The sequence below is a fragment of the Vibrio splendidus genome (genome assembly GCF_003345295.1).
Classification (GTDB): Bacteria; Pseudomonadota; Gammaproteobacteria; order Enterobacterales; family Vibrionaceae; genus Vibrio; species Vibrio splendidus_K.
Genome location: NZ_CP031055.1, coordinates 1,879,932 through 1,893,651 on the forward strand (window position 1 = coordinate 1,879,932; position 13,720 = coordinate 1,893,651).

General features: G+C 43.7%; 11 protein-coding genes. 6 read left to right on the forward strand and 5 right to left on the reverse strand.

What is annotated here, in order from left to right; translation table 11 throughout:
- Positions 1 to 117 precede the first annotated feature (117 nt).
- The 3 genes from nrfD to nrfB are packed head-to-tail and all read right to left on the reverse strand — an operon-like array spanning position 118 to position 2,369.
- A complete protein-coding gene (nrfD, locus tag DUN60_RS08210; protein ID WP_029222016.1) occupies positions 118 to 1,092 on the reverse strand; it encodes a cytochrome c nitrite reductase subunit NrfD in 975 nt (324 codons plus the stop codon).
- Positions 1,093 to 1,094: 2 nt separating this feature from the next.
- Positions 1,095 to 1,781 carry a cytochrome c nitrite reductase Fe-S protein gene (nrfC, locus tag DUN60_RS08215; RefSeq protein WP_114633721.1) on the reverse strand — a complete coding sequence of 229 codons (687 nt, stop codon included), beginning with the start codon at positions 1,779 to 1,781 and terminating at the stop codon, positions 1,095 to 1,097.
- 3 nt (positions 1,782 to 1,784) lie between these two features.
- Positions 1,785 to 2,369: a cytochrome c nitrite reductase pentaheme subunit gene (gene nrfB / locus DUN60_RS08220; RefSeq protein WP_114633722.1), complete on the reverse strand. Its 585-nt coding sequence runs from the start codon at positions 2,367 to 2,369 to the stop codon at positions 1,785 to 1,787.
- Positions 2,370 to 2,850: 481 nt separating this feature from the next.
- On the opposite strand from nrfB, the gene nrfA reads away from it, so the two are divergent.
- Positions 2,851 to 4,281 carry an ammonia-forming nitrite reductase cytochrome c552 subunit gene (gene nrfA / locus DUN60_RS08225; RefSeq protein WP_017091593.1) on the forward strand — a complete coding sequence of 477 codons (1,431 nt, stop codon included), beginning with the start codon at positions 2,851 to 2,853 and terminating at the stop codon, positions 4,279 to 4,281.
- A 125-nt stretch (positions 4,282 to 4,406) separates the two neighbouring features.
- Positions 4,407 to 4,751, forward strand: coding sequence for a rhodanese-like domain-containing protein (locus DUN60_RS08230; protein WP_108149748.1), 345 nt, complete (start codon positions 4,407 to 4,409; stop codon positions 4,749 to 4,751).
- 56 nt (positions 4,752 to 4,807) lie between these two features.
- On the opposite strand, the gene DUN60_RS08235 is transcribed toward DUN60_RS08230, so the two are convergent.
- Both DUN60_RS08235 and gyrA read right to left on the reverse strand, forming a co-directional pair.
- The gene (locus tag DUN60_RS08235) at positions 4,808 to 5,437 is read right to left on the reverse strand and encodes a TPR domain-containing protein (RefSeq protein ID WP_114633723.1); all 630 of its coding nucleotides are present in this window, start codon (positions 5,435 to 5,437) and stop codon (positions 4,808 to 4,810) included.
- A 200-nt stretch (positions 5,438 to 5,637) separates the two neighbouring features.
- Positions 5,638 to 8,325 carry a DNA topoisomerase (ATP-hydrolyzing) subunit A gene (gene gyrA, locus DUN60_RS08240; protein ID WP_114633724.1) on the reverse strand — a complete coding sequence of 896 codons (2,688 nt, stop codon included), beginning with the start codon at positions 8,323 to 8,325 and terminating at the stop codon, positions 5,638 to 5,640.
- Between the two features lie 258 nt (positions 8,326 to 8,583).
- Here gyrA and ubiG point away from each other — a divergent pair, with 258 nt between their 5' ends.
- From ubiG to yfaE, 4 genes are all read left to right on the forward strand, one after another.
- Entirely contained in the window at positions 8,584 to 9,327 is a 744-nt protein-coding gene (gene ubiG, locus DUN60_RS08245) for a bifunctional 2-polyprenyl-6-hydroxyphenol methylase/3-demethylubiquinol 3-O-methyltransferase UbiG (protein WP_017078713.1), read from the forward strand.
- 508 nt (positions 9,328 to 9,835) lie between these two features.
- Positions 9,836 to 12,118 (forward strand): class 1a ribonucleoside-diphosphate reductase subunit alpha, encoded by a 2,283-nt coding sequence (gene nrdA / locus DUN60_RS08250; RefSeq protein ID WP_108176287.1) that lies wholly within the window; start codon positions 9,836 to 9,838, stop codon positions 12,116 to 12,118.
- A gap of 101 nt (positions 12,119 to 12,219) precedes the next feature.
- Positions 12,220 to 13,353, forward strand: coding sequence for a class Ia ribonucleoside-diphosphate reductase subunit beta (gene nrdB, locus DUN60_RS08255; RefSeq protein WP_004733365.1), 1,134 nt, complete (start codon positions 12,220 to 12,222; stop codon positions 13,351 to 13,353).
- On the forward strand, positions 13,353 to 13,631 hold the full coding sequence (gene yfaE, locus DUN60_RS08260; RefSeq protein ID WP_004733364.1) for a class I ribonucleotide reductase maintenance protein YfaE: 279 nt from the start codon (positions 13,353 to 13,355) through the stop codon (positions 13,629 to 13,631). Before nrdB ends, yfaE begins: the two co-directional genes overlap by 1 nt.
- Positions 13,632 to 13,720: the final 89 nt, after the last annotated feature.

Genomic DNA, 13,720 nt, shown 5'->3' on the forward strand with positions numbered 1-13,720 from the left:
AAGGCTCCGCTTGAGCAGAGCCAATCTGAACACGCATCTCATGTTTATTTAAAGCATGTTCATTAATAAGCAGATATTCAGTATCTAACATCTGCTCACTAATAAACTTGAGCAAAATTAAGCTATCGTTAACTGCCCTGCATAAAGAACAAAAGTTCGTAGCATCAATACGCCCATTAGGCTTAGCGAAGTCACGGAGAAAATATACACCGAGCTATGGCGGATTGAGGTTGGTGTAACGGCATTCAGCAGCAACGGTAAAACCATACCGACACCGATGACACCATACCAGAACCAACTTGCCCAGAAGCCACTGCCAATTGCGTTCCATACTGCTTGTTCACTTTGACCACCAGCGAAGATAAGCCCAGTAAAGAAAGTAATAAGAACAAACAATTCAAACATCACGACTGGACGTTCGAATCCGTGGATCCATGAAATAGTCGGGCTATGAGGTGATTCTTTAAAGACCAGCACACCAAATAAAATACACGCCGCCGCTCCCGAAGATAAGCTCGAGAATAAGAACAAAATCGGCAGCACTGGGTTATTCAATAGTGGGAAGGTATTTAAAGCTGAAAGCAAGAATCCGGTATAAGCGGCAAGCATCAGAGCAAGAACAGCTAAGAATATTTCCAGAGCATTCTCAAACACTTCTAATTTGCCAATCCAATTACCGACAAAATCAAGTCGCCCTTTTAACCATGCTTGATCATTCAAGAACACGACTATTTGATCCCTAAATATAATGCCGATCCAAAGGAATAAGATCACCATATATACTTGGAATAAGATCACCCCCATCGACATCACAGACGTTGGATTATAGAAGATCATGATCTTCCAAAAGGATAACGGTTTTGTCAGGTGGAAAACCAAGATAAGCAGACCTGAAATGATCCCAAATGGCGCAAGAAAAGCCGTGGCCTTTAACACACCATTATGAGCAGGGTCGCCTTCAATGACCTTACGTTTTAGGTAAATGGAGATCATTACGGCACCGGCCGACATCCCCGCGAGAAATAGATAGATTGCTATAATCCAGTCCCATACCACCGTACCAGACTGAAAAGCTGCGTCCCATGCACTCATAATCAAATCTCCCCTTTTTGGTGTGGCACTTTATAGAGCTTTGGTTGAGTACCTAGATAAGCTTTATCTCTGTAAACCACCTCAGATTGAAGCACCTGGTTTATCTCACTCTTAGGGTCATTTAGATCGCCAAAGACCAGCGCATTGGTCGGGCAAGATTCGACACAAGCAGGCAACTTCCCTTGTGCTAGATTGGTATCACGACAGAAGTTACATTTATCTGCGGACTTGTTCTCTGGATGGAAAAAGCGCACTTGATATGGGCAAGCCAATAGACAATAACCACAACCGACACACTTCTCTTGATGAACGTCGACAATGCCGGTTTTTTCATCTTTGTAGGCCGCGCCTGTTGGGCAAACCATCACACAAGGTGCGTTATCACAATGTTGGCAAGAGTTACGAGTAAAACGGTAATCAACATTGGGATATTCGCCTTGGGGCTCACTCTTAATAATTTCTAAGCGCGATACACCTTCAGGTACTTTGTTTACTTCACGACATGCTTCAGTACAGGCGGTACAACCAATACAAGCGGTTTCGTCATGAATCATTCCATAACGTTTAGCGCCATCTTCTTGAACATTGGCTAGCGTCTTGCGACTTGTTACCGCCGCAGTTCCCGCTACACCTGTGGTAAAAATAACGGCACCAGCGCCTGCTAAAAAGTTTCTTCTTGAGCAGCTCATAGATTACTCCTCTTCTTTCTTCTGGTTGAAGTCTGAATGGCAATCCACACACAGCTTAATGGTTTGCTTCTTATCTAAGCCCAACACCTTTGCTTCAGTCGCATGAACATCATGGCAGTTTGAACACGTTAAGTTTTGCGCGTGAACATCGTGAGTCCAACTCGCCTCACGCAGATCATCAGGCTTGTGACAGTCGATACATTGGCTATTGGCATCTAAAATTAAGCTAGGGTCTAAGAAAACCTTCTCGGTTCCCGGTTGTGATTGAGCCTCACGATACTTCACCACTTTAGGTGCACCTTCACGGTGATCGGGGCTAATAGAACTATGACAGTCGGTACAATTTACTTCGCGGCCAAGCAAAGCGTGTGCACTTTCACCATGTGAACCCAATACCGTTTCTTTTGAATCTTTATGGCATTGAACACACTTGTAGTCTTTGTCGCGGATTAATTCGACTTCATGTCTTGTTGATTCTCCTACTGGCGTAACAGCAGGCTCAGCAACAGCATGAATGGAATAACCATAGAGGCAGAATGCTAGAAGGGATTTAAGCATTATGACTATGGCCAATTTAATATTGCCCATTTTATCCTTTCCTTATACCGGCATTATTTAACTCTCAACTAAATAATATTCCGGTTAAACAAAAGTACCCTTAAACGATATTATTACCGCTTAAATGATATCAATTCTTATTTTGGATAAGCCACAACGCTTTCTATAGTTAGAATATACCTCTAATTGGGTAATACGAAATTTGGATGGGTTAATCTGTGAACGCAATCACCCTATTTATACCATGGTCAATTTAGGTAATTGATTGTTATATATGATAATAATTCTCAATTAAATTTTAATAATACTGCACACCAATACCCCTTTAGGGGTATATAAACTTCAACGTGATTGAAGTCACTACCATTAATTGATCTAAGACAAGCTATATCCAACACGTAACAAAATGTGTTTGTTTATGAATTAATATAAACAGGAATTCTCCAGTTCTTAATTTGAATAGCAAACTCACAACGCTTGGTATAAGAATCAGTATATTGGAGATATCACTGTGAAAAAGCATTGGATACGTAATTCGGTCACAGCACTATTAATGGTTAGCGCATCACTAGCAAGCGCGACCAGTTTTGCTGCGTCTGAACAAAAAGAAATTGGCGATCCTCGTAACGACCAGTTCGAGCAAAACCACCCAGATCAATATCATTCATGGAGACAGACTTCAGAAAGCGAAGTTATTGAAGACGCACTAAAAGAAGATCCCAACATGGTTATCATGTGGGCTGGCTACGGCTTCGCAAAAGATTACAACAAGGCACGTGGTCACTTTTATGCGATTGACGATGTACGACAAACGCTTCGTACTGGCGGCCCAACAGACGAAAGCTCTGGTCCAATGCCAATGGCATGTTGGAGCTGTAAGAGCCCAGACGTAGCACGTGTTATTGAAGAACGTGGCGAAGATGGTTACTTCGAAGGTAAGTGGGCGCGTCTTGGCAACGAGATCATTAACCCTATTGGCTGTTCAGACTGTCACGATACCAAAAGCGAAGGCTTTAAAAATGGTGAACCAGCACTTAAGGTGACTCGTCCTTACGTTGAACGTGCATTTGAAACGATTGGTAAAAAGTTTGATGAGCAAAGTCGTTTAGACCAACAAGCTTCTGTTTGTGCTCAGTGCCACGTGGAATACTACTTCACAGGGCCAACCAAAGGCGTGAAATTCCCTTGGGACCAAGGTACAACCGTTGGCGACATGGAACGCTACTATGATGCAATCAACTTTAAAGATTGGACGCATAAAGTATCGAAAGCACCCATGCTGAAAGCACAACACCCAGGTTTCGAAACATGGCGCGAAGGCATCCACGGTAAGAACAAAGTCGTTTGTGCTGACTGTCATATGCCGAAAGTGACCAAAGAAGATGGCACCGTTTATACCGACCATAAAGTGGGTAACCCATTCGACCGCTTCGAAGATACGTGTGCAAACTGTCACACTCAATCGAAAGAAACCATGCGTAACATCGTTTCAAGCCGCAAAGCGCAAGTTCTGAACATGAAGCTGACTGCTGAGAAACAAATCGTAGCTGCTCACTTTGAAGCAGGCGCGGCATGGGAAGCGGGTGCGACAGAGCAAGAGATGGAGCCTATCCTACTGGATATCCGTCACGCTCAATGGCGTTGGGACTACGCTATCGCGTCTCACGGTATTCATATGCACGCACCTGAAATCGCTCTAGAAGTGCTAGGTACTGCCGTTGACCGCGCAGCCGATGCTCGTACTAAGATTGTTCGTCTACTGGCGAAGAAAGGCATCACCGATCCAATCGAGATTCCAGATATCTCGACAAAAGAAGCGGCTCAAAAAGCGCTTGGAATGGACATGGATAAGATGAACGCTGAGAAACAACACTTCTTAGACACGGTTGTTCCTAAATGGGAAGAGCAAGCTGAAAAGCGTGAAGCCAACTACGAATACTAGTTTCTTCAATTAGACCATTAAGTAAAAACCAGTCACACTATTGTTGTGTGGCTGGTTTTTTAGGTTTTGGGGAATACACATCAATATCGCCTCCCCGATCCGCTCGCCAATTCAAGGAATAAACAATGAAAAGCTTACTTTCGCTTTCGGCATTATGTATTGCACTATTCAGTTCAGGCGTTTACGCATCTGAACGTGCTGAGACTGGGTGGGAATTAATAGAGAAAGGCGCATTAGTGGTTGATGTCAGAACACCTGCAGAGTTCGAACAAGGGCATCTAGACAACGCCATCAACTACCCTCTTTCTGAAGTGGCTACTCACTTTGCTAAGATAGATAAAGACCAACCCATCGTATTGTATTGCCGCAGTGGCAATCGTTCAGGGCAAGCTTATCAATTCTTGCGCGCTCAAGGGTTTACTCAAATCCACAATGCAGGTGGGTTAATCGAAATGCAAGAAAGCCAATAGCTTGAGAGATTAATGGCTTTAGAGGCTAATCAGGAAGAACAGCCTATTGACCAAGCCTAGCGGATCATCTGTTTGGCTTGATTGATCGAATGAATAATTGAAACGCGATCAATGCCCTTTTGATTGGAATCGAGAATTTGAGTCCACGCATCGATCGCTTGTTGATAGCGCATACTAATGAAGTGATCGGTCGCAATCAGCATCAATGCCGTACGATCATTGGGATCAAGCTGCATGGAGTGATCCAGTAACGCATTCACGTCATCACTCATCGCTTGAGAACTAAGATAGTAAAGTGCCGTTGCTTTGGCTGCATAGAGGCCAGAAGGTGCTTGAGGATCTAAACGAATCGCATAGTCGTAACAGGTGAACGCTGCATCAAACTCCCCTTTCTGCATGTACACACCACCAAGCTTAAACCACAAATCGGATTGATTCGGGTCTTGCTCAAGGCTTTGCTGAAGTTCATCTTCGAAATCTGTTGCCGTGTAGTTATTATTATCATCCAAAGGCAGTTGAGGTATTTCTTGTTTCAGTTGAGACCAAACAAGCACACTCAAAGCCACAGCAGTAAGTGAAATCATCACATTGCCTTTTAGATGACTGCCATTGTTGTTCGCGGCAATAACGATCACAATCAAAAACAGGCTCATTAGTACCAACGCAACCAACAACCAGATATCCATTTCACACTCCTTTTTTATTCCCCTCTACTCTATCGTTTTCATCTCCTCGCTATATTGATCAAGGTTTAGCTATCGATATTTTGACGATCACAGTTCAACGATAAAGTCAGAGCAAGATCCACACATAGCAGGCAATAAAAAACCGAGCACTTAGGCTCGGTTTTTTCATTGGTAAGCTAAATTACTTAACGTAATCGAGATTACTCAGTGTCTTGCTCGCTATCACTTTCAGAGTCAGAAGCATCTGATGCTTGCTCTCCACTTGATTCAGAAACGACCGTTCCTTCTGCATTAACTGTTTCTGCGTTTACTGCGTCAGCATTTGCTTCTTCAGTTTCTTCGCCTTCAACAATCTCAGCTTCTTCTACTTCGTCGATACGTTGTAGACCTACAACATTCTCGTCTTCAGCAGTACGAATCAGTGTTACACCTTGAGTGTTACGACCAACTTGGCTCACTTCCGCTACGCGAGTACGTACTAATGTACCTGCGTCGGTGATCATCATCATTTCATCGCCTTCTTCAACCTGAACAGCACCAACAACTGGGCCATTACGATCAGAGACTTTGATAGATACTACACCTTGCGTTGCACGGCCTTTCGTTGGGTATTCAGCCAGCTCAGTACGCTTACCGTAACCGTTTTGAGTCACAGTTAGGATATCGCCTTCGTTTGAAGGAACAATCAGTGAAACCACTTGATCGTCTTCTGGAAGCTTCATACCACGAACACCAGAGGCAGTACGACCCATTGGGCGCACTTTGTCCTCGTTGAAGCGAACAACTTTGCCCGACTTCGAGAACAGCATGATGTCGCTATTACCATCAGTAATATCAACGCCAATCAGTGAATCATCGTCACGTAGGTTAACTGCGATTAAGCCGTTAGCACGTACGTTTGCAAATTGATCCAGTGATGTCTTCTTAACTGTACCGTCGCCTGTTGCCATGAAGATGAATTTCTCGTTAGAGAACTCAGAAACAGGCAGGATAGCCGTAATACGCTCACCTTCTTCTAGAGGAAGAATGTTAACGATAGGCTTACCACGAGCGGTGCGGCTTGCTTGAGGCAGTTGGTAAACTTTCAGGCGGTACGTTTTACCACGAGTAGAGAAACATAAGATGTTATCGTGAGTATTAGCAACAAGCAGACGCTCAATGTAATCCTCATCTTTCATCTTAGTTGCACTCTTACCTTTACCACCACGACGCTGAGCTTCGTAGTCGCTTAGGATTTGGTACTTAACGTAACCTGCGTTAGAAAGCGTTACTACAACGTCTTCTTGAGCGATTAGCTCTTCCATGTCGATGTCATGAACCGCTGCTGTGATTTCTGTACGACGCTCGTCGCCATAGATATCACGTACCGCTTCAAGTTCTTCACGGATCACTTCCATCAAACGCTCAGTGCTTGCAAGAATATGCATTAGCTCAGCGATCTCTTCTAGAAGTGCTTTGTACTCGTCTAGAATCTTCTCGTGCTCAAGGCCTGTTAGGCGGTGAAGACGAAGTTCTAGAATAGCTTGTGCTTGAGTTTCCGTTAGGAAGTATTGACCATCACGGATACCGTATTGGTCTTCAAGCCAATCTGGACGAGCTGCATCAGTACCAGCACGTTCAAGCATTGATGCAACGTTACCAAGATCCCAACCACGAGATACTAGACCAACTTTAGCTTCTGCTGGTGTTGGTGCGTTCTTGATCAGTTCAATGATTTCATCAATGTTTGCAAGCGCTAAAGATAGAGCTTCCAAGATATGTGCACGGTCGCGCGCTTTCTTCAATTCGAAGATAGTACGACGTGTCACAACTTCACGACGGTGATCAACAAAACACTTCAACATATCTTTAATGTTGAAAAGTTGTGGTTGGCCGTTGTTTAGGGCAACCATGTTGATGCCGAAAGTAGTTTGCAGTTGAGTTTGTGAGTAAAGGTTGTTTAGTACAACTTCACCGACAGCATCACGCTTACATTCAATAACAATACGCATACCATCTTTATCAGATTCGTCACGTAGTGCACTGATGCCTTCAACTTTCTTGTCTTTTACAAGTTCTGCAATCTTCTCGATCAGACGAGCTTTGTTCACTTGATACGGAATTTCAGTAACGATAATTGTTTCTTTACCGTTCTTTTCCATTTCAATGTTCGCGCGCGAGCGCATGTAAACTTTGCCACGACCAGTCTTATATGCATCAACAATGCCCTTACGGCCACTGATTAATGCTGCTGTCGGGAAGTCTGGACCCGGGATGTAGTCCATTAGCTCATCAATAGTGATGTCTTCATTATTGATAAATGCTAAACAGCCATCAACAACTTCGCCAAGGTTATGTGGCGGGATGTTGGTAGCCATACCTACTGCGATACCAGAAGCACCGTTAACCAATAGGTTTGGTATTTTTGTTGGTAAAACTGCTGGTATTTGCTCGGTTCCATCATAGTTAGGAACGAAGTCAACCGTATCTTTATCAAGATCCGTTAATAGCTCACCAGCTATTTTTGACATACGAACTTCGGTATAACGCATTGCCGCAGCTGAATCGCCGTCAACCGAACCAAAGTTACCTTGGCCATCGACTAACATATAGCGTAGTGAAAACGGCTGAGCCATACGAACAATTGACTCGTATACCGCACTATCACCGTGTGGGTGATATTTACCGATTACATCGCCTACTACACGAGCAGACTTTTTATATGCTTTGTTCCAATCATTACCTAGTACATTCATCGCGAACAAAACGCGGCGGTGTACTGGTTTTAGGCCATCACGCACATCTGGAAGGGCACGACCAACGATGACGGACATCGCGTAGTCTAGGTATGAACCTCTAAGCTCATCTTCAATATTTACGGGCGTGATCTCTTTCGCTAGATCGCTCATAGAGCCATTTTCCCTCTATAGTCAGATCGTATTTTTGAATACGTATAAGACCGAAAAATATAACACAAATTTACCTACGGAGGCATCACTTTCCCTCTCCTTTTACCATCTTGTGACCCTTGTAGCCAATCTATTGATGAGAAATTGCACCTCAGCGTCATATCTTGCTGAAACATGGTCACTTTACACCCAATAAACTAGCAAAATTGTAGATCTTCTGGTCAGCAGGAAAAGGCAAGTTATAATGCCTGCAATTTCATGGATGCATTATTTAACTTGGAAATGCCGATTATGACTAAATCACAGAACGTAGACCCAGCAGAAATCAAAAAATTCGAAGACATGGCGTCGCGCTGGTGGGATCTAGAAGGCGAGTTTAAGCCACTACATCAAATCAATCCGTTGCGCTTAAATTACGTGCTAGAGAAAACCGAAGGCCTTTTTGGTAAGAAAGTTCTCGATGTTGGCTGCGGCGGCGGTATTCTGGCTGAAAGCATGGCTGTAGAGGGTGCGGTAGTCACCGGACTAGATATGGGTAAAGAACCGCTCGAAGTCGCTCGTCTGCACGCATTAGAAACCGGCACCAAGCTCGATTACATCCAAAGCACCATTGAAGACCATGCAGAGCAAAACCCACACACTTACGATGTGGTGACGTGCATGGAAATGCTAGAGCACGTTCCTGACCCACAATCAGTTATCTCGGCTTGTTCAAAGTTGGTTAAACCAGGCGGTCATGTGTTCTTCTCAACATTGAACCGTAACTTTAAGTCGTACCTGTTCGCTATTGTTGGTGCAGAGAAGTTACTTAAGATAGTGCCAGAAGGTACTCACGACCACGAAAAGTTCATTCGCCCTGCTGAGCTTATCAAAATGGTTGATAACACTCCGCTTCAAGAACTAGGGATTACAGGACTGCACTATAACCCGTTAACGAACACCTACCGTTTAGGCCAAAAAGTCGATGTGAACTACATCGTTCACACTCAAAACTTGGGCTAAAAAATATCGGTAGCCCTACCGTAAAATATTTTGTAAAAAAGACGAATGAAAAGAGTTGCAATTACCATAAGTTTGCGACTTTTTTCAGTCTAAATTTCGTGCGCTAGCTTCCATTTTGACCACCTCGATTTAAATTTAATCGTCCAAAATCCATTGCCTATTTTGCCCAAAGATCAAGGGATTTTTTTTTATGGGCGTGCAAAAATAAAGCATCCTTAAAAGGCGACTTTTGTACAATCAAGTCACGTCTAACGTCATCAGTTAGTGGTCACTTACAGTTTTTTTTCAATCCACTACTTATCCACAAGCAACCCAATTTCTTTACCTTGAAAAATATCAGTTGTAGCACTATCTTGTAACCCAACAAACAAATGACCCCTATATGTTGTGTTTGAACTACAATATATGGGTAGACCAAGATCACAAAGCCGAAACGTAATTTACAAAAATTACACAGAAATACACAAAAACACGGCCTTGTTCAGTTTTGTTAGGGAAATTAAGCAGAATGAACCAACAACTTACTGTTACCAAGCGTAACGGGCGCAAAGAAACGATCGATTTAGAGAAAATCCATCGAGTGATCACATGGGCAGCTGAAGGCTTGCACAATGTTTCTGTATCACAAGTAGAATTGAAAGCTCACATTCAGTTTTACGATGGCATTACCACGACTGACATTCATGAGACAATCATCAAGTCAGCAGCGGATTTAATCTCTGAAGAGACTCCTGATTACCAATATCTAGCAGCACGTCTGTCAGTGTTCCATCTACGTAAAAAAGCGTACGGTGAATACGAGCCGCCTGCACTTTATGACCACGTTGCAAAACTGGTTGATATGGGTAAATACGATAGCCACCTAATGGAAGACTACACGAAAGCTGAGTTCGAAGAGCTTGACGCGTACATCGACCACAAGCGTGACTTAAACTTTTCTTACGCGGCGGTTAAGCAGCTTGAAGGTAAATACTTCGTGCAGAACCGTGTAACAAAAGAAATCTACGAGAGTGCTCAGTTCCTTTACATTTTAGTTGCTGCGTGTTTATTCGGTAAATACCCGAAATCGACTCGTCTTGACTACATCAAACGTTTTTACGACGCATCGTCTACGTTTAAGATTTCTCTACCTACACCAATTATGTCTGGTGTACGTACGCCTACTCGTCAATTCAGTTCATGTGTACTGATTGAGTGTGGTGACAGCCTTGATTCTATCAACGCAACAGCAAGCTCTATTGTTCGTTACGTATCTCAACGTGCTGGTATTGGTATCAACGCAGGTCGTATCCGTGCGCTTGGTTCTGAAATCCGTAATGGTGAAGCGTTCCACACTGGCTGTATCCCTTTCTACAAATACTTCCAAACAGCAGTAAAATGTTGTTCTCAAGGTGGTGTTCGTGGCGGCGCAGCAACAGTGTTCTACCCACTATGGCACGGTGAAGTTCAGTCTCTATTAGTACTGAAAAACAACCGCGGCGTTGAAGAGAACCGTGTTCGTCACATGGATTACGGCGTACAGCTGAACAAGCTTATGTACTCTCGCCTAGTTCAAGGTGGCAACATCAGCCTATTCTCTCCTTCAGACGTACCTGGCCTTTACGACGCGTTCTTCGAAAACCAAGAGCGTTTTGAAGCACTTTACGTGAAGTACGAAAACGATCCTTCAGTGAAGCGTGAAACGGTTAAAGCCGTTGAGCTATTCTCTCTGCTAATGCAAGAGCGTGCTTCTACTGGTCGTATCTACATTCAGAACGTTGACCACTGTAATACACACAGCCCGTTTGATTCTGAAGTAGCACCTGTTCGTCAATCGAACCTATGTCTAGAAATCGCGCTACCAACTAAGCCGCTTTCTAACGTAGAAGATGACGAAGGTGAGATTGCACTATGTACGCTTTCAGCGTTTAACCTAGGCGCAATCAACGAGCTAGACGATCTGGCTGAACTTTCTGAACTGGTTGTTCGTGCTCTAGATGCGCTACTTGATTACCAAGACTACCCGCTTCCAGCAGCACGTAAGTCGACAATGAACCGTCGTACTCTAGGTGTGGGTGTAATCAACTACGCATACTACCTTGCGAAGAATGGTGTTAAGTACTCTGATGGCAGCGCAAATGGCCTGACTCACCGTACTTTTGAAGCAATTCAATACCACTTGCTAAAAGCGTCTGTTGAACTAGCGAAAGAGCAAGGCCGTTGCCCATCTTTCCACGAGACCAACTACGCGAAAGGCCTACTGCCAATCGATACTTACAAAAAAGATATCGACTTAGTATGTGAAGAGCCACTGCACTACGATTGGGACACGCTACGTGAAGAGATCATGGAGCACGGCCTACGTAACTCTACACTGACAGCACTTATGCCTTCTGAGACTTCGTCTCAAATCTCGAACGCGACTAACGGTATCGAACCACCACGTGGTTACGTATCAGTTAAAGCATCGAAAGACGGCATCCTGAAGCAAGTAGTTCCTGATTTCCTAAATCTTAAAGAGAACTACGAGCTACTTTGGAACATTGGTACTAACGATGGTTACCTTCACTTAGTGGGTATCATGCAAAAATTCGTTGACCAAGCTATCTCTGCAAACACTAACTATGATCCAAGTGTTTACGACAGCGGTAAGGTACCAATGAAGCAGCTGCTTAAAGACTTGCTAACAGCGTACAAGTACGGTGTTAAGACGCTTTACTACCATAACACTCGTGATGGTGCTAAAGACGACCAAGGCGATGCAGTTCAAGTGCCGGAAGAAGATTGTGAAGGCGGCGGTTGTAAGATCTAAACCGCAATAAACATTAAGACCCCAGAGAAGTTATCTTCTCTGGGTTTAAAGCATTAACAGGGTCCGTTTTATTGCGGGTCTTTAAAGGATTTGAGGCATTTATGGCTTACAGTACTTTTTCTCAACAAAAAAATGACCAACTAAAAGAACCAATGTTCTTGGGTCAGTCGGTAAACGTTGCACGTTACGACCAACAGAAATTCGAAATCTTCGAAAAGTTGATCGAAAAGCAGCTTTCTTTCTTCTGGCGTCCAGAAGAAGTAGACGTGTCTAGCGACCGTATCGACTACAACAAGCTTCCTGAGCATGAAAAGCACATCTTCATCTCTAACCTGAAGTACCAAACACTTCTAGATTCAATCCAAGGCCGCAGCCCTAACGTTGCCCTACTTCCTTTGGTATCACTGCCAGAAGTTGAAACTTGGATTGAGACTTGGTCATTCTCTGAAACGATTCACTCTCGTTCATACACGCACATCATCCGTAACATCGTGAATGATCCAGGCGTAGTATTTGACGACATCGTTGAAAACGAAGAGATCCTAAAACGTGCGAAAGACATCGCGTTTTACTACGATGATTTGATCAAGCTGACGGCTGACTACCATCGCTACGGCGAAGGCAACCACAACATCAACGGCGAAGACGTTAAGATTTCACTTCACGACCTGAAGAAGAAGCTTTACGTATGTCTAATGTCTGTAAATGCACTGGAAGCGATTCGTTTCTACGTAAGTTTCGCATGTTCATTCGCATTCGCTGAGCGTGAGTTAATGGAAGGTAACGCGAAGATCATCAAGCTAATCGCTCGTGATGAAGCTCTTCACCTTACTGGTACACAGCACATGATCAACTTGCTACGTAATGGCCAAGATGACTTCGAATTCATGCAGATCGCTGAAGAGTGTAAGCAAGAGTGTTTCGACCTATTCAAAGAAGCGGCTGAGCAAGAAAAAGAGTGGGCAGAATACCTATTCAAAGATGGTTCTATGATTGGTCTAAACAAAGATATTCTTTGCCAATACGTTGAGTACATCACTAACATCCGTATGCAGGCTGTTGGTCTAGGTACTGCTTACCCAGAAGCAACGTCGAACCCAATTCCATGGATCAACGCTTGGTTGTCTTCAGATAACGTTCAAGTTGCTCCACAAGAAGCTGAAATCAGTTCTTACCTAGTTGGCCAAATCGACAACGAAGTAAAAGCTGACGACTTTGAAGGGTTTGAGCTGTAATGCCAACAATCAAAATCAACAAGCTGACTTCTATTGAATCTAACCCTTCAAATACTCTATTGGAAACAATGGAACAAGCAGGGTTAGAGCCAGAATACAACTGCCGAGATGGCCACTGTGGCGCTTGCCGCTGTACGTTGGATTCTGGTGAAGTCGAGTACGTTGGTTTTGCTATGGCTTACACACAAGCCAATGAAATTTTGCCATGCATCTGCAAAGCAAAAACTGAGTTATCGCTGAGTAACGTTATCCATAGAAGCAAGCAAAAACGCGCATAAGCCAACTGGCTTTAGGTCGCTTTGCTCGAATAACTTCAATAAGAACTAAAAAGGGTCCGCTTCCTCTAGGAATGCGGACCCTTTTCTAT

Bases quoted from the DNA above. Each gene is read 5' to 3' on its own strand.
- nrfD (WP_029222016.1), bottom strand. From the start codon at position 1,092: ATGAGTGCATGGGACGCAGCTTTTCAGTCTGGTACGGTGGTATGGGAC.
- nrfC (WP_114633721.1), bottom strand. From the start codon at position 1,781: ATGAGCTGCTCAAGAAGAAACTTTTTAGCAGGCGCTGGTGCCGTTATT.
- nrfB (WP_114633722.1), bottom strand. From the start codon at position 2,369: ATGGGCAATATTAAATTGGCCATAGTCATAATGCTTAAATCCCTTCTA.
- DUN60_RS08230 (WP_108149748.1), top strand. From the start codon at position 4,407: ATGAAAAGCTTACTTTCGCTTTCGGCATTATGTATTGCACTATTCAGT.
- DUN60_RS08235 (WP_114633723.1), bottom strand. From the start codon at position 5,437: ATGGATATCTGGTTGTTGGTTGCGTTGGTACTAATGAGCCTGTTTTTG.
- gyrA (WP_114633724.1), bottom strand. From the start codon at position 8,325: ATGAGCGATCTAGCGAAAGAGATCACGCCCGTAAATATTGAAGATGAG.
- ubiG (WP_017078713.1), top strand. From the start codon at position 8,584: ATGGATGCATTATTTAACTTGGAAATGCCGATTATGACTAAATCACAG.
- nrdA (WP_108176287.1), top strand. From the start codon at position 9,836: ATGAACCAACAACTTACTGTTACCAAGCGTAACGGGCGCAAAGAAACG.
- nrdB (WP_004733365.1), top strand. From the start codon at position 12,220: ATGGCTTACAGTACTTTTTCTCAACAAAAAAATGACCAACTAAAAGAA.
- yfaE (WP_004733364.1), top strand. From the start codon at position 13,353: ATGCCAACAATCAAAATCAACAAGCTGACTTCTATTGAATCTAACCCT.